At 73.3% G+C, this 17,235-nt stretch carries 14 protein-coding genes; 8 read left to right on the top strand and 6 right to left on the bottom strand.

Annotated features, from left to right (window positions below):
* Positions 1-51 precede the first annotated feature (51 nt).
* On the top strand, positions 52-2,199 hold the full coding sequence (locus DFP74_RS16505) for a SpoIIE family protein phosphatase (RefSeq protein ID WP_121182519.1): 2,148 nt from the start codon (positions 52-54) through the stop codon (positions 2,197-2,199).
* An 85-nt stretch (positions 2,200-2,284) separates the two neighbouring features.
* Here DFP74_RS16505 and DFP74_RS16500 read toward each other — a convergent pair whose 3' ends face one another.
* The gene (locus DFP74_RS16500; protein ID WP_121182517.1) at positions 2,285-2,890 is read right to left on the bottom strand and encodes a response regulator transcription factor; all 606 of its coding nucleotides are present in this window, start codon (positions 2,888-2,890) and stop codon (positions 2,285-2,287) included.
* Between the two features lie 146 nt (positions 2,891-3,036).
* Here DFP74_RS16500 and DFP74_RS16495 point away from each other — a divergent pair, with 146 nt between their 5' ends.
* On the top strand, positions 3,037-4,740 hold the full coding sequence (locus DFP74_RS16495; protein WP_370013507.1) for a trypsin-like peptidase domain-containing protein: 1,704 nt from the start codon (positions 3,037-3,039) through the stop codon (positions 4,738-4,740).
* A 191-nt stretch (positions 4,741-4,931) separates the two neighbouring features.
* On the opposite strand, the gene DFP74_RS16490 is transcribed toward DFP74_RS16495, so the two are convergent.
* Entirely contained in the window at positions 4,932-5,411 is a 480-nt protein-coding gene (locus tag DFP74_RS16490) for a CGNR zinc finger domain-containing protein (protein WP_121182514.1), read from the bottom strand.
* Positions 5,412-5,516: 105 nt separating this feature from the next.
* On the opposite strand from DFP74_RS16490, the gene DFP74_RS16485 reads away from it, so the two are divergent.
* Complete coding sequence (locus DFP74_RS16485; RefSeq protein ID WP_121182512.1) at positions 5,517-6,383, top strand: alpha/beta fold hydrolase; 867 nt, start codon at positions 5,517-5,519, stop codon at positions 6,381-6,383.
* Positions 6,384-6,692: 309 nt separating this feature from the next.
* Positions 6,693-7,385 (top strand): haloacid dehalogenase type II, encoded by a 693-nt coding sequence (locus DFP74_RS16480; RefSeq protein WP_121182510.1) that lies wholly within the window; start codon positions 6,693-6,695, stop codon positions 7,383-7,385.
* A gap of 97 nt (positions 7,386-7,482) precedes the next feature.
* On the opposite strand, the gene DFP74_RS16475 is transcribed toward DFP74_RS16480, so the two are convergent.
* The 3 genes from DFP74_RS16475 to DFP74_RS16465 form a co-directional block, all read right to left on the bottom strand.
* Entirely contained in the window at positions 7,483-8,994 is a 1,512-nt protein-coding gene (locus tag DFP74_RS16475) for a HAMP domain-containing sensor histidine kinase (protein ID WP_121182508.1), read from the bottom strand.
* A 10-nt stretch (positions 8,995-9,004) separates the two neighbouring features.
* Complete coding sequence (locus DFP74_RS16470) at positions 9,005-9,703, bottom strand: response regulator transcription factor (RefSeq protein WP_121182506.1); 699 nt, start codon at positions 9,701-9,703, stop codon at positions 9,005-9,007.
* A gap of 139 nt (positions 9,704-9,842) precedes the next feature.
* Positions 9,843-10,802 (bottom strand): CoA ester lyase, encoded by a 960-nt coding sequence (locus DFP74_RS16465; protein ID WP_121182504.1) that lies wholly within the window; start codon positions 10,800-10,802, stop codon positions 9,843-9,845.
* 137 nt (positions 10,803-10,939) lie between these two features.
* Here DFP74_RS16465 and DFP74_RS16460 point away from each other — a divergent pair, with 137 nt between their 5' ends.
* From DFP74_RS16460 to DFP74_RS16440, 4 genes are all read left to right on the top strand, one after another.
* Complete coding sequence (locus DFP74_RS16460) at positions 10,940-13,252, top strand: molybdopterin-dependent oxidoreductase (protein WP_121182502.1); 2,313 nt, start codon at positions 10,940-10,942, stop codon at positions 13,250-13,252.
* Positions 13,253-13,659: 407 nt separating this feature from the next.
* Entirely contained in the window at positions 13,660-14,277 is a 618-nt protein-coding gene (locus DFP74_RS16450) for a stage II sporulation protein M (RefSeq protein ID WP_121182500.1), read from the top strand.
* A 172-nt stretch (positions 14,278-14,449) separates the two neighbouring features.
* Positions 14,450-14,731, top strand: a complete 282-nt coding sequence (locus DFP74_RS16445; RefSeq protein ID WP_121182498.1) for a type II toxin-antitoxin system Phd/YefM family antitoxin — start codon at positions 14,450-14,452, stop codon at positions 14,729-14,731.
* Positions 14,728-14,988 carry a type II toxin-antitoxin system RelE/ParE family toxin gene (locus DFP74_RS16440; RefSeq protein ID WP_121182496.1) on the top strand — a complete coding sequence of 87 codons (261 nt, stop codon included), beginning with the start codon at positions 14,728-14,730 and terminating at the stop codon, positions 14,986-14,988. Before DFP74_RS16445 ends, DFP74_RS16440 begins: the two co-directional genes overlap by 4 nt.
* Positions 14,989-14,991: 3 nt before the next feature.
* Here the strand turns inward: DFP74_RS16440 and DFP74_RS16435 are convergent, their stop codons facing one another.
* Positions 14,992-17,178: a PrsW family intramembrane metalloprotease gene (locus tag DFP74_RS16435; RefSeq protein ID WP_121182494.1), complete on the bottom strand. Its 2,187-nt coding sequence runs from the start codon at positions 17,176-17,178 to the stop codon at positions 14,992-14,994.
* Positions 17,179-17,235 lie beyond the last annotated feature (57 nt).

The following is a 17,235-nucleotide window of genomic DNA, read 5'->3' as shown; positions in this document are numbered from 1 at the left end:
CGCCCCCGCCCAGTGACGAAGGACACATACGGCTTGCCAGCACACGATGCGTTGAAGGTCGCCCGGCACGAGTTCCCTCCGGCTCCGGAGACCGCCGCGGCTGCCCGCGAGTTCGTCCACGACACCTTGCTCGCCTGGGGCGTCGAACCCACCGACGACGTCATTCTCCTGGTCAGCGAACTGGTGACCAACGCGGTCATCCACGCCAAGTCGACCCTGGAGGTGACCGTCCGCCGCGGCGAGGGCTCGACCGAGGTGATGGTCACGGACGCCGCGCCCGAGCGGGCGGTCCCCCAGGCCGGCCCGCTCTCCGTCGACACCTCCGCCTCGGCCGAGGACGCCCGTACCGGCGGCCTCGGCCTGGCGCTCGCCTCGGCGATCGCCTCCAGTTGGGGCGTGAGCTACGGACGCGCCGACAAGGCCGTGTGGTTCCGGGTCGACGACGTGCCCGAACGGGCGTCACTGGAGTCGCCCCCGGTGCGCGGGGGCGTGCGCCGTCCCTCGCGTCCCACGACGTGGACCGCGCTCGACGCCGCCCTCAGGGCGCGGCTGAGCCTGCCGCAGCTCCTGGAGCGCACCGTGGAGCACGCGGCGACCGCGCTCGGCGGGGACGCCGCCTACATCGCCCTGGCCACCTCCGACGAGACCATGTGGGAGGTGCGCTCCGCGGTCGGCCTCAACGACCCCTGGCGCGCCCTGCGGGTCCGGACCGAGGAGGTCTTCCCGTCCGCGGCGCCGGAGCCGGGCGCGGTGATCAACGACGACCTGATGATCGCCCGCGCCAACCGCGGCCGCCTGGCGCGCGGCGGCATGCGGTCGCTGGTGACGGCCCCGCTCATCGTGGACGGCCGGGTCACCGGGCTCCTCGGGGTGGCCTCGGGCCGCCCGCGCCACTTCGGCCCCACCGCGGCCAAGCGGCTGCAGGAGGGCGCCGACCTCATCGCCCTGCCCGTGGAGCGGGCCCGCCTGGCGGAGGTGGAGCTCAACCGGCGCGCCTCCCTGAGCTTCCTCGCCGAGGCCAGCGACCTGCTCGCGGGCACGCTGGACGAGCGGATGACCGGCGCCCTGGCCGCGCAGCTGATCACGTCCCGGCTGGGGCATTGGTGCGCCATCCACACGATCAACGAGCTGGGCACCTCCGAGCTCACCCACGTGGTCCACGGTGACGAGAACTACAACGACGTCCTGCGCGACGTGCTCACGAACCTGCCCCCGCGCGAGGAGCGCGACCCCCAGCCGCTGTGGTCGCCCACGGACCTGGCGGAGGTCGACGAGCACCTCGCCCGCGAACTGACGCGCGGTCCGGCGATCAGCATCCCGCTGGTCGCGCACGGCCGCCCGCTCGGCCGGATGACGGTCGGCAAGAGCGAGACCGACGACTTCACCCGTGACGAGGTGGACGTCGCCGACGACCTCAGCCGCCGGGTGGCCTCGGCCATGGAGAACGCCCGGCTGCACGAGAAGCAGTCCGCGATGAGCGAGGCGCTCCAGCGCAGCCTGCTGCCGGCCCGGGAGAAGGAACCCACGATCCCGGGCGTGGACCACGCGGTGTTCTACCGTCCCGCCGACGAGAAGAACGTGGTGGGCGGCGACTTCTACGACGTGTTCGCGGCCAACGGCCGGTGGTGCTTCGCCATCGGCGACGTCTGCGGGACCGGCCCGGAGGCGGCCGCGGTGACCGGGCTGGCCCGCCACACCCTCAGGGCCCTGGCCAAGGAGGGCTTCGCGCCGTCGCACATCATGCACCGGCTGAACATGGCGATCCTGGACGAGAACACCTCGACCCGCTTCCTGACCATGCTCTACGGGGAGATGGCCCCCGCCACCGACGAGTCGGGCGGCATGCGCCTGCGCATGGTCTCCGCCGGCCACCCGCTCCCGCTGCGGCTCAACCAGAAGGGCGAGGTGGAGGCGTTCGGCTCCTCCCAGCCGCTCCTGGGCGCGTTCGAGGACGTGGGCTTCACGACGGAGAACGTGGACATCCGCCCCGGGGAGGTCGTGCTGGCGGTCACCGACGGTGTGACCGAGCGGCGCAGCAACGCCGACATGCTCGGGGACGAGGGCCTGATGGAGATCTTCTCCGGCTGCGCGGGCCTGACCGCCCAGGCGGTGATCAGCCGCATCGACCGCGAGCTGGAGGAGTACGCCCCGGGCGGCCACACCGACGACACGGCCATGATGGTCCTGCGCTTCCTCTGACCCTGGCTCCGCCGGGCCCGAAGGACGGGGGGCGTTCCGCCACGGGCCCGGAGGGGCGGGCCCGAAGGGCTGCGAAGAACACGGCCTAGAGCCAGCCCATGTCCTGGGCGGTGCGGATCGCCGACATCCGGTTGTCCGCGCCGGTCTTGCCGATGGCGTTGGACATGTAGTTGCGCACGGTGCCCTCGGTCAGGTGCAGGGACGCGGCGATGCGCGCGACCGTGGCGCCGTCCGACGCCGCCCTGAGCACCTCGGCCTCGCGGTCGGTCAGCGGGCTCTCACCGCCCACCATGGCGGCCGCGGCCAGGTCGGTGTCGATGTAGCGCCCGCCCTCGTGGACGCGGCGGATCGCACCGGCCAGCTGGTCCACGGGCGCGTCCTTGGCGAGGAAGCCGCGGGCCCCGGAGGCGAGCGCGCGGCGCAGGTAGCCGGGCCGGCCGAAGCTGGTGAGGATGACCACGCCGCAGCCGGGCACCCGCTTCTTGAGCTCGCCGGCGACCTCCAGCCCGGTCGCGCCGGGCATCTCGATGTCCAGGACGGCGACGGCGGCACCGTGTTCGAGGACGGCGTCGACGACCTGGTCGCCCCGTCCCACCTGGGCGACGACGTCGAGGTCCTCTTCCAGGCCCAGGAGGGCGGCGATCGCCCCTCGGACCAGGTGTTCGTCATCGGCCAGCACGATCTTGATCAAGGTCGTTCCTTCCACCGTGTCCGTTTTGGGTAGGCACGGTATCGTTCCGGACACCGTGGTGTGCTCGTCACTCGCGGTCGCCGCCAGGGGGCGACGGCGCCGCGCACATCCGGCCCAGCGGGTGGGAGCGGACTCGAAACCCTGGTATATCGCGCTCTCACCCTGTTCTAACCCATGCGGCTCAAGATGATGAGTGTCAGCAGGCATCGTCCCGCCAGCCGGAGGATGAGTTGAACCCCAACGAACCGAACGAAGACGCCGCGCCCGCCCCCGGCGAGCCGACCCCGCACGAGGGGACCTCCTCCGAGAACCGGGTGGACGACCCCGACGGCCGACCGCGCTTCTCGCCGCCGTCCGGGCCGCACTGGGCCACCGGCCCCGAGCAGTCCCAGGGCGCGGCCTACACCTACGCCTCCCCGGACGCCGCCGGCGAGCCGGGGCGCGGCGGGTCGGAGGACCCGGCCGCGTCCCAGCCCTCCGAGCCGTTCTCCCGGCACCCGAGCACGTCCCTGCCCCCGCACGGCGGCGGCTTCGCCGGCCCGTCCCCGACCGCGGCGTTCGCCTCGGGCGGGTACGGCGGGCACCCCGGCTACCCCGGTCACCCCGGCGGCGCGGGCCACCCCGGCCACCCCGGTCAGGGCGGCTTCGGCGGCCAGCAGCCCTCGCCGCCCGGCGGGATGCCCCCGGAGCACCCGCACCACGGCGGGATGCCCCCCGGCGCCCAGCCCCCGCCGGCCAGGAAGCGCGGCTCCGGCCGGATCGTGGCCATCGCCGCCGCCACCGCCCTGGTCACCAGCCTCATCGTGGGACCGGCCGCCGCCCTCGGCACGGCCTACCTGCTGCCCGGCGGCGGACTCGGCTCGCCCAGCAGCGCGCTCGACGGCGAACAGGGCGGCACGCCCACCGAGGGCGAGGTCGGCGAGGTCGCCGAAGCCGTCCTGCCGAGCGTGGTCTCCATCCAGACCGGCGACGGCAGCGGCAGCGGCGTGGTCCTCTCCTCCGACGGCCAGATCCTGACCAACGCCCACGTGGTGGCCTCGGCCCGCGACGGCCGGCTCCAGGTCCTGTTCAACGACGGCTCCACCGCCCGGGCCGAGGTCCTGGGCGCGGACACGGTGTCCGACATCGCGGTGATCCAGGCCGAGGGCCGCACCGACCTGACCCCGGCCACCCTGGGCGACTCCGACCAGATCGGGGTGGGCGGCGACGTGGTCGCGATCGGCTCCCCGCTGGGGCTGGAGGGCACGGTCACCACGGGTGTGGTGAGCGCGCTCAACCGGCCGGTCAACACCGGGGCGACCGAGAGCGGCAACGGTTTCACCTCCACGGTGATCAACGCGATCCAGACCGACGCGGCCATCAACCCCGGCAACTCGGGCGGCCCGCTGGTCAACATGAGCGGCGAGGTGATCGGCATCAACACCGCCATCGCCGGGATCTCGCAGGAGAGCGGCTCGGTGGGCCTGGGCTTCTCCATCCCGATCAACCAGGCACGGCCCATCGCCGAGCAGCTGATCGAGACGGGAAGCGCGAGCTACCCGGCGATCGAGGCGACCATCTCCGGCAACCCGCAGGGCGGGGCGACGATCGTGGACGTCACCCCCGACGGTGCCGCCGAGGAGGCGGGTCTGGAGCCCGACGACGTGGTGGTCTCCGTCGACGGCGAGCCGATCAGCAGCCCGGACCAGCTCATCGCGACGATCCGCTCCCACCAGGCGGGCGAGGAGATCACGCTCGGCGTCCGCAAGGGCGGCAGCGGCTCGCCCGAGGACGTCACGGTGACGCTCGGCGAGCAGAGCTCGACCTCCGTCGAGGAGGGGGAGGAGTCGGAGGACGAGGGCGGGAACTGACGCCCGCGTCCTCTCGCCGACGCACCCCGCTCGCGCCAGGGGCGGTTCGGACCACCGGTCCGGGCCGCCCCTGGCGCGTGTGCACGGGCACGTGCGCGCACTGGAGCCGGCCTGCGCCACCTGGGTGTCGACCTCGCCGCGCACGAGAAGAACGACACCCCGGCCGCGCTGCGTCGCCGGCCCCGGTCTGCTCAGCGGGTGCGTTCGAAGTGGCGACGTGCTTTCTCACGGTTGCCGCAGACAGCCATCGAACACCAGCGGGCGCGGTTGGCGCGGCTGCGGTCGAGCAGGAACAGCCGGCACTCGGCGTTGGCGCAGGGGCGCAGCCGGCCGGGCATGCGCTGCTCGGTGGTGGCCCAGGCGAGGACCATCTCGACGGCCAGCCGGGCGTGCGGGGGAGTCCTGACCGTCCACTGGAGACCCTCTGACGTGATCTCCGGGATCTGGTGGACCCCTTCGAGAAGCGGCCTCAACGTGGCGGGTGAGCTCACCCCGAGCACTACGTCCCGCAGGGCGTCCCGTGCCTCGCGCAGCAGCGCCAGCTCCGCGCGGCTGCCTGTACCGCCGTGCTCCCGTGCCCAGCGTGTGCCGTCGGCCGGGTCGCCGAGCGCGTCCTGTTCCTCGCCGTTGACCAGTGGCCTGCTGTTGAGCAGCTCCAGTAGCGCGTCCACCGGACACCACTCCCCTCTAACCTCATCGACTCGCTTGACAGGTTAGATCATGCCGTGCTTGCATGGCGAGGAATTAACCAGATTGAACTCTCAAAGAGGTTAGATATGCCCTCGGTGCGCCACCGGACCGCCACTGTCGACGGTCACGAGATCTTCTACCGCGAGGCCGGCCCCGCCGACGCCCCCGCGATCGTCCTCCTGCACGGCTACCCGACCAGCTCGTTCATGTTCCGCGAACTCATCCCGCTGCTGGCCGACGACTACCACGTCATAGCGCCGGACCACCTCGGCTTCGGCCACTCCGACGCCCCCCTCGTAGGGGAGTTCGACTACACCTTCGACGCCCTCGCCGAACTCACGTCCGGACTGCTCGAAAAACTGGGCCTGGATCGCTACGCCCTCTACGTCCAGGACTACGGCGCCCCCATCGGATGGCGCCTCGCGCTCCAGCACCCCGAACGGATCTCCGCCCTCGTCACCCAGAACGGCAACGGCTACGAGGACGGTTTCGTCGAGTCCTTCTGGACCGACGTGTGGGCCTACGGGGCGAACCCCGGCCCCGACACCGAACCCGCCGCCCGCACCGCGCTGAGTCTCGACGCCATCCGCTGGCAGTACGTGCACGGCGTGCCGGACCCGAGCGTGGTCAGCCCGGACACCTGGAAGCATGACTTCGCCCTCGTCTCCCGCGAGGGCAACGACGAGGTCCAGCTGGCGCTGTTCCGCGACTACCAGAACAACCGCCCTCTCTACCCGCTGCTGCACGAATTCCTACGCACCAGCGAGGTCCCGGTGCTCGCCGTGTGGGGCCGCAACGACGAAATCTTCGGCCCGGCGGGCGCACGGGCCTTCGCCCGCGACGCCAAGGACGTGGAAGTGCACCTGATCGACGGCGGCCACTTCCTTCTGGAGAGCCACCTGGACGTCGTCGCGGGCTACCTGCGCGGTTTCCTCGGGCGGGTGCTGGGATGAGCGGGGGCGGGAGGCTCGGAACGGAGCCTACGCAGGCCACCGCACCAGTCCCCGACCAACTCCGGGGGCGGGGAACACGCGAGCAGGGCCCCTCCGGGGCAGGCGGCGGTCGGAGCGCTCTCGGGGGCCGCCGCCCGGGGCCCGCGCCAGGGCGCGCGGGGGCACGCCAGGGCGCGCGGGGGCACGCCAGGGCGCGCGGGAGGCACGCCCTAGGCTCGCCGTCGAGCCCGGTACGGGCTTGCCGCCACCCGGCCTCCCCGGTCCGCGAACGGACCGGGCGGCACGGGCCGAGATGCCAGGAGTGTTCCAGTGACCGCACACCCCGACTTCGACGCGATCGTCTTCGACGTCCTCGGAACCATGGTCGACGAGCCGGGCGGGATCCGGCGCGGCATCCGCGCGCTGGTCCCGGACCTCGACGACGACGGGACGGAAGCGCTCCTGCGGACCTGGTACCGGCACGTGGAGGAGCAGCAGCGGGAGATCACCGAGGGCCGCCGGCCCTACGCCGACAGCACGGTGGTCGACCTGGAGGCGGCCGCCCGTGTGGCGGCCGAGGCCGGCGTGGAGGACGAGGACGCCGTCCGCGCGCTGGCGGGCTCCGGCCGGCGGCTGGACCCGTGGCCGGACTCGGCCCCGGCCCTGGGCCGGATCGCCTCGCGCTTCCCGGTGGTCGGCCTGTCGAACGCCGGCCACGCGCCGCTGACCCGCGTCAACACGCACGCCGGCCTGCGCTGGCACCAGGTGCTCTCGGCCGAGGACGTGCGCGCCTACAAGCCCGCCCCCGAGGTCTACCGGCTCGCGATCACCACCACGGGCCGCGCGCCGGAGCGCCTGCTCATGGTCGCCACCCACGCCTGGGACCTGCGGGGCGCGCAGGCCGTGGGCATGCGGACCGCCTATGTCGAGCGTCCCGTCGGCGATCCGCCCCGGGCAGAGGACTCCTTCGACCTGACCGCGCGGAGCCTGGACCACCTGGCCACGATCCTCGGCACGGAGTGAGGTCCCGGGCCCGGACGCACGGCTCGACCGGGCCCGACCGGGCCCGACCGGGCCCGACCGGGCCCGACCGCGGTGCGGGCCCGCGGTCCGGGCCCGCCTACCCGCCGGCGGGTCCGGGCGGCGGCGCGTTCGGCGGCGGGGCGTCGTCCGGCGGGATCACCGGGAGTTCGAAGCCGATGACGGCTCCGCCGCCGACCCTGTTGCGGGCGAACACCCGCCCCCCGTGGGCCTGCGCGATGTCGCGGACCATCGACAGGCCGAGTCCCGAGCCGGGCAGGCCGCGGGCGACGGTGGCGCGGTAGAAGCGCTCGAAGACGTGGTCGAGCTCCGCGGGGTCGATCCCCGGCCCGCGGTCGCTGACCTCCACGGCCCCCGCGCGGATCCGGATCTCGATGGGCTCGGTCCCCTCGGTGTCGAATTTCGCCGAGTTCTCCACCGGGTTGACCACGGCGCGTTCCAGGGCCTTGGGGCGCCCCCACACGGTGCTGTCGTCGGCGTCCACGATGATCTCCCGGCCGGTCCGGCGCCGGACCCGGGCGGCGACCGACTCCGCGACGTCGCCCAGGCGGACCGTGGTCGGCGTCTCGGTCTCGTGGTCGCCCGTGGCCAGTCCGACCAGCTCGTTCACCAGGGCGGTGAGCTCGCGGGCCTCGCCGCGCAGGTCGTCGATGAGGTGGTCGCGCGCCTGCGGGGTGAGGCGGTCCACCCGCCCCAGCACCTGCACGTTCGTGTACAGGCTGGTGAGCGGGGTGCGCAGTTCGTGCGCGGCGTCCTGCACGAGGCGGCGCTGCTCGTCCTGGGACTGGGTCAGCCGGGCGAGCATGGCGTTGAAGGCGGTGCCGAGCCGCCCGACCTCGTCGCGGCCGACGTCCTCGGTGCCGAGGGCTCCCCCGGACCCGTCCCCGTCCCGCTCGGCCGTGACCGGGTCCAGGCGACCGGTGGAGCTGACGTACTCGGCGGCGTCGGTGAGCCGGGCCAGGCGCCCGGTGACGCGGTGGCCGACCAGCCAGCCGACCGACGCCGCGGCGATGGCGATGAACAGCCCCACCCACAGGATCTGGGTGGCCAGGCGGTCGATGATGCTCTCCGTGGGCGAGAGGCGCTGCACGACCAGGAAGGCGCCGACACCGTCGCCGACCGACACCGTGGCCACGCGGTAGGTCTGCCCCCCGACCTCCTTCTCGCGCGACTCCACCACTCCGGGCTCGTCGTAGGTGGCCACCGCCAGGTCCTGCTCGTCCGGCTTCAGGTCCACCGCCCCGCCCGGATCGGCGATCGGGCGCGTGCGCGCGCCGTCGGGCCGCATGAACTGGACCTGGACGTGGTTGCCCGCCAGGAACATCACGCTGCCCGCGGAGGCGCCGGACTCGTCCTCGTGCAGGCCGACCAGCTCCTCGGAGAGCGAGGAGACGCTGCGGTCGAACTCGTCCTTGGCGTCGCTGCGGATGAGCGTGGCGGCGGTCGAGTAGGCGAGGGTGCCGACGAGGGCGATCGTCACGCCCACGACGACGGCGAAGAGCACCGCGAAGCGCGTGCCCAGGCGCCAGCCGCTCGGTGTGAGCAGCGACCGGAACCGGTGCGGCGCGGTGTCGGTGGCGGAGTCGCGCACAGTGGTCAACTCATCCCCGGAGTGTGTATCCGACGCCGCGCACGGTCTGGATCAGCGGCGGGCCGCCGTCCTCCAGCTTGCGGCGCAGGTAGCTGATGTAGACGGCGAGGTTCTTGGACTCGGGGCCGAAGTCGTAGCCCCAGATGCGGTCGTAGATGGTGGCGTGGTCCAGGACGATGCCGTGGTTGCGGACCAGCAGTTCCAGGAGGTCGAACTCGGTCTTGGACAGCTCGATCTCCCGCTCGCCGCGCCACACCCGGCGGGCCAGGGGGTCCAGGCGCAGTTCGCCGACCCGCAGCGGGCCCTCCTCGGCGCCCTCCTCCGTCACGTGCGCGGAGCGGCGCAGCAGCGCGCGCAGGCGGGCCAGGAGCTCCTCCAGTTCGAAGGGCTTGGCGAGGTAGTCGTCGGCGCCGGCGTCGAGTCCGGCCACCCGGTCGGGGGTCTCGACCCGGGCGGTGAGCATGAGGATCGGTGTGCGGTCCTTCTCCGCCCGCAGGACGCGGGCCACGCCCAGTCCGTCGACTCCGGGCATCATCACGTCGAGGATCAGCAGGTCGACGGGGTCGGCGTGGACGGCGGCCAGGGCCTGGACCCCGTCGGCCGCCGAGCGCACGGAGTAGCCCTCCAGTTGGAGGGCGCGTTCCAGTGACTCGCGGATCGCCCGGTCGTCGTCGGCGATCAGCACCGTGGCTGTGGAGGTGGCATCCATGGGCCTCATGCTGCCTCACCGGGGTGAGAGCCCGGTAAGAGCCGGAGACCGTGTCGTCGCAGCCCGGGACGGGTCCGGGCACCCCGGGCATGGCGGGCGTGGCGGGGTGTTCGGGGCGGAACCGGTCGTCCGGGACGGGTCAGGTGCCGGCGTCCTGGTCAGGGTCGAACGCACTGGTGCGCTTCAGCCCGGCCGCGCGCCCCTTGCCCGCCACGACGAGCGCCATCTTGCGCGACGCCTCGTCCAGCATCTCGGAGCCGAGCATGACGGCGCCGCGGCGGTCGACGCTCGTGGCGTGCGCGTAGGCGTCGAGGATCAGCTCGGCCTTGTCGTAGTCCTGCTGGGAGGGCGCGAACACCTCGTTGGCGGCCTCGACCTGCAGGGGGTGCAGCACCCACTTGCCGTCGAAGCCCAGGGCGGCGGTGCGGCCGGCCGAGCGGCGGAAGGCGTCGACGTCGCGGATCTGCAGGTAGGGGCCGTCGATCGCTTGGAGCCCGTGGGCCCTGGCGGCGGTGAGGATGCGCATGAGGACGTAGTGGTAGGCGTCGCCCGTGTCGTAGCCGGGCGGCTGCTCGCCCACGACCAGGCTCTTCATGTTCAGCGACGCCATGAAGTCGGCCGGGCCGTAGACCAGCGACTCCAGCCGGGGCGAGGCGGCGGCGATCGCGTCGACCTCGGTCAGGCCGCGCGCGTCCTCGATCTGCGCCTCGATGCCGATGCGGCCCACCTCCAGGCCCACGGCGCGCTCGATCTGCGTGAGCAGGGTGTCCAGCCACTGGACGTCGCGCGCGGAGGCGACCTTGGGGAGCACGAGGGCGTCCAGCTCGGCTCCGGCGCCCTCCACGACCGTGATGACGTCGCGGTAGGCCCACTCGGTGGTCACGTCGTTGACGCGGACGGTGCGCACGCGGCCGTTCCAGCCGCCCTCGCGCAGGGCCCGCACGACGGTGTCGCGGGCGTCGGCCTTCTCCAGCGGCGCGCAGGCGTCCTCCAGGTCCAGGAAGAAGGCGTCGGTGTCCAGGCCGCGGGCCTTCTCGACGAACCGCGGGTTGGACGCCGGCACCGCCAGCACCGACCGCCGTGACCTGAGTTCACCCATCGCCCTACCGCCCGTTCCGCTCGACCGCCGATCGCGTGCCCCATTTTGGCACCGTCTGGTGCGTAGAGTGTGGTCCGGGCCCGGATGGGAGCGCCTGGGCGCTCCCGCGTGGGAGAACGGGGAGACGGGAGAGCGGCATGTCGCGCGCGGTGTATCCGACCAGCGCCCACTGGGGCGGTTACCAGGTGGTCGTGGAGGACGAGCGTGTGGTGGGCGTGCGTCCCGACCCGGACGACCCGGCACCCTCCCCCATCATCGACAACACCCCCGGCGCCCAGCACCACCCCTCGCGCGTGGCGCGCCCGGCGGTGCGCCGCCGCTGGCTGGAGCACGGGCCGGGCCCGGACCTGCGCCGGGGCGACCCCGACGACGAGTACGTCGAGGTCGAGTGGGACACGGCCCTGGACCTGCTCGCCCGCGAACTCGACCGGGTGCGGTCGCACCACGGCAACGCGGCGATCTACGGCGGCTCCTACGGCTGGGGCAGCGCGGGCCGGATCCACCACGCGCAGAGCCAGCTGCACCGGTTCCTGAACACGATCGGCGGCTACACGAGGTCCCGGACGACCTACAGCCACGGCGCCGTGGAGGTGTTGATGCCGCGGATCCTCGGGACCCCGGCGGCCAACCGGCTGCTGCACCGGGCCCCGGCCTGGACGATGATCCGCGAGCACACGGACCTGCTGGTGACCTTCGGCGGCCTGCGGGTGTCGAACACGTGGAACTCGTCCGGCGGTCGGGCGGTGCAGACCGCCGGTCCGGCCATGCACGACGCCGCGGAGTCCGGGGTGGAGTTCGTGTCCGTGTCCCCTCTGCACGACGACGCGCCGGAGGGCGTCAAGGCCGACTGGGTGTCCATCGAACCGGGCACGGACACCGCGGTGATGCTGGCCCTGATGCACGTGCTGTTCACCGAGGGGCTGGCCGACACCGACTTCCTGGACCGGTACACCGTGGGCGCCGGGGCCGTGCGCGCCTACGTGCTGGGCGAGGACGGTTCGGGGCCGGCCCGCGATCCCGAGTGGGCCGAGTCCGTCAGCGGCGTCCCCGCCGACGAGCTCCGCGCGCTGGCCCGGCGGATGGCCGGTCGGCGCACGCTGGTCAACGTGGGCTGGTCGGTCCAGCGCGCCCGCTACGGCGAGCAGCCGCTGTGGGCCGGGCTGGCGCTGGCGTGCTGCCTGGGGCAGGTGGGCCTGCCGGGCGGCGGTTTCGCCTCGGGGTACGGCTCCATGGGCAACTACGGCGGCGGGGCGACCCCGCTGGGGCTGCCGCGCATGCCGCAGGGCGACAACCCGGTGGACTCGTTCATCCCGGTGGCCCGGATCGCGGACATGCTGCTGCACCCGGGCGAGCCCTACGACTTCAACGGCGAGGAGCGCCGCTACCCGCACGCGCGGCTCGTGTACTGGGCGGGCGGCAACCCCTTCCACCACCACCAGGACCTGGCGCGGCTGACCGAGGCCTTCGGGCGGCCGGACACGGTGGTGGTGCACGAGACGCACTGGACCGCGACGGCGCACCACGCCGACATCGTCCTTCCGGCCACGACCGTGCTGGAGCGCGACGACCTCACCGCGAGCCAGGGCGACCTGACGGTGCGGGCGATGCCGCGCGCGGTCCCGCCGCACGGACAGGCGCGCAACGAGTACGACACCTACGCCGACCTGGCCGAACGGCTGGGCGTGCGCGAGGAGTTCACGGAGGGCCGCACCAGCGCCCAGTGGATGCGCGTGGTCTACGAGCGGTGGCGCTCCCTGGTGGCGCGGCGGGGGCTGGACGTGCCCGGGTTCGACGAGTTCTGGTCCCTGGGCCGGGTGGAGATCCCGGGCCGGGTCGAGGACGAGGCCCTGCTGGGCGAGTTCCGGGCCGACCCCGAGGGCAGAGCGCTGCGCACGCCGAGCGGGCGGATCGAGCTGTTCTCGGACACGATCGGCTCCTTCGGGTACGAGGACTGCCCGGGCCACCCGGTGTGGCTGCCCGGTCCGACGGTGACCGGTGACCGCGGCGCGTGGCCGTTCACGCTGGTCGCGAACCAGCCGAGCGGGCGGCTGCACAGCCAGCAGGACATGGGGGCGCACAGCATGTCGCAGAAGGTCCAGGGGCGCGCGCCGCTGCGGATGCACCCCGGCGACGCGCGGGCCCGGGGCCTGGTCGAGGGCGCGGTGGTGCGGGTGTCCAGCCCGTGGGGCTCGTGCCTGGCGGGCCTGGTGCTGAGCGACGCGGTGCGGCCCGGCGTGGTGCAGCTGTCGACGGGTGCCTGGTACGACCCGACGGCGCCGGGGGTGACCTGCGCGCACGGCAATCCGAACGCGCTGACCGAGGACGCGGGCACGTCATCCCTGAGCCAGGGGTGCACGGGCCAGTTGACGCGGGTCCGCGTGGAGCCGTTCTCCGGCCCGCTGCCCCCGGTGCGGGCCTTCGCCCCGCCGAGAGGCGTCACCCCGGCGTAGGCCGGGGGCGCGGTTCACGAGTCGCGCGGGTGCTGATGTCCGGACCGCGTGCCACGTCCGCTCTCGACCAGGTCCGGCGCCTCGCGGCGGATACCCGGCCGGGTATCCGCGACGGGCCACGATGCCTCCCTGGGTTCGCTGATCAGATCGCGGAGCCTTTCGACGGAGTCCTTGCTGAGCACGGTCGAGAAGACCATCAGCAGGGATCTCTGCCGTTCGGAGAGGTCGCCGGAGATCGGCGCGAACTCGGGTGGTGGTGCCCTCGCACCGCGCCCACAGTCGACACTCTGCCCCCGGGGCAGGGTCACATACCTCCTCCGGGCTTGACCCTGCCCCGAGGTCATGGTGCGCAATGTCGAGCGGGGGCCAGAGCGGCCCCCACCTCTCTCGACCACGGAGCACCACGCATGCGAACCCCGCGCGAACCATTCCGGATCATTCGTGCCAACCTCGGCGCCTACCTCGTGTTGAACGTGCTCGTGTACGGAGTGCTCCTGGCCGGTTTGGCGGTGGGGCTGCTCTTCCCCGAACTGACCGCGTCACTGGTCACCGGTCAGGAGGACGACGGGACAGCGGACCTGGTGGTGTCGTTGCTCGGGAACGTCTGGTTGTTCGCCCTGACCATCCTCGCGGTCAACGTACTGACGGTCGGCGTGCTGAAGATCCTGCTGCCCTCGCTGGTCGTGCCCTTCGCGGGGATCGCCCTCCTCCTGTACAAGACGTTCGAGAGCGGCGTGATCCTTGCTCCGGTCGACGAGACCATGGCGACGGTCCTCCTCCCGCACACCCCGACGATGGTCATCGAGTTCCAGGCCTACATCCTGCTCTCACTCGGCTCCTACCTCCTCGGAAGGGCCTGGCTGCGCCCCGCGACGGTCAGCGCCCCGAACCGTCGTCAGGGGTATGTGCGCGGGCTGCGGCAGTTCGGCTGGCTGAGCCTGCCCGCGCTGACATTGTTCGTCATCGGCGCGGTCTACGAGGCCTTCTCGCTCATCTACCTCGTCCCCCGCCTGCTGATGGGCTGACCCCGACGCCTCAGCGCCGACGCAGGAGGCCGTCCGTCGGCGAGGCGCCGCACGGATCTGTCCGGGGAACGTCCGTCGATGAGGGACAGGAACGTGCTGCGCCTCCCCCAGGGGGGAACACGCCCACGCAGGCGCATGGCCAGAATTCGGACCGGTCGCGATAGTAGTCGTCATGGAGACCATTCCGATCACCGAGGCCAAGGCCAGAATCGCCGAGCTCGCCGACCGTGCCCAGCGCGAGCACGCCGACTACACGTTCACCAAGAACGGCCGTCCCGCCGTCGTGATGATGTCGGTGGATCAGTACGAGTCCCTCATGGAGACGTTGAGCATCCTCGATGACCCGGAGACCCGTGCGGACCTCACCGAATCCGCCGAGTCCGAGGAGTTCACGACCGAAGAGGACATGGCCGAGCTGATGAACGCACGGCTCGGCAAGGACCCCGCCGCATGAGGGTCGTCTACAAGGGGCCCGCCCGCCGCGCTCTGACCGAGGACCTTCCCGAAGCGGTGGCCTCCGCGGCGTACGAGTTCGTCAACGGACCGCTGAAGGACAACCCGTGGCGTGTGGGCAAGCCGCTCGCGGAACCCTTCGCGGGACCGCACGCCGCCAGAAGGGGGACCTACCGGATCACCTACAGGATCCGCCCCGACAAGGACGTGATCGAGATCCACTCGATCCGCCACCGCCGGGACGCGTACCGGGCCTGATCGTCAGCGGACCAGGAGGCGGTCCACGCGGCGCGGCAGGGCCGGGCCGAGCAGCCCCGGCAGCGCGTAGCCGACCTGCCCCGGGGCGAGCATGCCCAGGATCGCGCCCGTGTTGGCGGTGGGCGCGCGCAGGAACTCCCGCATGCGCGGGTGGGCGTGCGGCACCGCGTTGCCGGTCGTCAGCAGGCTCACCACCGCCACCAGTGCCACCACCGCCCACACGGCGGTGCCCTCACCGCCCCACCAGGTCTGGAGCCGTGCCACCGCCACCAGCGCGTAGGCCGGGGTGTCGCCGCCGGCCCCGGTGACCGGGGGCAGGACGACGGCGGCCGGGAGCGCGGCCGCCAGGAACGCGGCGGCCGAGGCCGCGGTGATCCCCCCGGTCGCCGCCAGCCCCAGGCGGATGGCCAGCTCGCGCGCGGTGCGGGTCAGGGTCTCCTGGGCCGGGTAGGGGCGCCAGGGCCGCCCCTCGGACCGGGCCTCGCCCATGGCGCTGGCCCGCCGGTGCCGCACGAAGCGCCAGGTGTCGCACAGCACGCCCGGCCCCCTGCGGGCCGCGATGGTGGCGGCGGCCAGCTCGTGCGCGATCGAGGACAGCGTGGTCGCCAGGGTGACCGGCAGGTCGATCCACGACAGGGCGATCCGGCGGAACAGCGGCGCGATGTCGGCGGGCACCCGCACGCGCATCGCGATCGAGCGGCCCCACGCCCAGCGGCGCAGGCGGGCCAGGGGCGGCTGCCCGGGCAGCGGCGGCGTGCTCTCGGCCGCGGTGCCGATCATCCGGTAGTCCATCGCCACCGCGCACAGCAGGAGCAGGAGCAGCAGCCACGGGGTGAGCACGCCGCCGCCGAGGACGGCGAAGACGGCGTCGGTGGCCCAGTGCAGGCTCGCGCCCGCGAACACCGCGTTGAGGTTGAGGTGTTCCAGGACGGCGGTGGTCAGTGCGAGCGGGGGCAGCAGCCAGAGCCAGGCGCCGTAGCGGCGGCCGACGATCGCCAGGCCGAGGGCGGCGCCGACCAGACCGGTGGTCAGGGCGTGCCCGGAGAACACGGCGAGGACGCTCCCGTCGGGGGCGTGCACGACTGATCCGCCGGGCAGGAGGAGGCCGCCCGTCCCGGTGTGCCCGCCCTCCATCAGCGCGACCTCGGTGAGCAGGCGCTCGGCGAGCTGGAATCCGGCTCCGGAGGCCGCCGCCACGAGCAGGAAGTCGGTGGCCGCCAGGCGGCGCGCCCGGCGCCGGGCCAGGAGCGGCAGGAGCAGCAGCGGCGCGAGCTTGCCGAGCTCCTCCACGGGCACCGCGACGTAGGTGTAGGCGAGGACACCGTAGGGGTCGGCGACCAGGAACCGCACGAGGGCCGACTCGGCGAGGGCGATCGGCCACAGCAGGACGGCGCCGAGGGCGACCACCCGCAGCAGGGTCGCGAAGGAGACGGTGCGCGAGCGCGAGAGCCAGGCCAGCTGGAAGAGCAGCAGGTAGGTGAGGGCCAGCACGGGCAGGACGGGGCGCAGCGCGGGCTCGGCCAGGGGCACCAGGAGCAGGGCGACGAGCATGAGCCACCCCCAGGAGCCGCGGAGCGCGCGCAGGCCGCGCACGGCCCGCGGGGAGCGCTCGCGGGCGCGGTCGGCGGTGCGGGCCAGGCGTTCGGCCAGGTCCGGTCCGGGCCCGCGCGGGGTACGGGCGTGGCGGGCGCCGGGTTCGACGCAGTGGTAGAGCTGCGCGGCGCGGGTCAGGGTCGCGCCGCCCTCCGCGCGCGCCCGGGCCGCGAAGTGGGCGCGGGCCTGGGGGATGTCGGCGCCGACGAGTTCGCGGACGAAGTCGGGGGGCCCGGCCGCCACGGTGAGTTCGTCGGCGGTGACCAGCACCGCCGCGGAGAAGTCCTCGACGCAGACGAGGAAGTCGGTGGGCGTGTTCCCCCATCCCCGGATGAGCTCGACCAGGGTGTCGGTGTCGAGGGGCACCTCGGTGACGGCCTCGTAGGAGAACTCGGCCCGCGTGCGGCAGACCAGGAGCCGGTCCACGCCCATCGACCGCCCCGCGGCGATGATCGCCCGGACGAGGTTGCGGTCGCGGGGCACGAGGAAGGGGGTCGTGACCTTGCCGCCGGCCCGGATCCACTGGGGGTCGAGCTCGGTCGGACCGGCGCAGACGCGCAGGACGAGGTCCCGCGCGAGCATGGCCTGTTCTTCCATGGGAGTCCTCGTGCCGTTCGGGGGGTGAACGCGTCGGGGGCCGGTGGTCGGCCCCGA

Origin of the sequence: Nocardiopsis sp. Huas11, assembly GCF_003634495.1 — a bacterium.
Classification (GTDB): Bacteria; Actinomycetota; Actinomycetes; order Streptosporangiales; family Streptosporangiaceae; genus Nocardiopsis.
The sequence above is the reverse complement of the archived record's forward strand: the minus strand, read 5'-3'. Positions and strand labels throughout refer to the sequence as shown.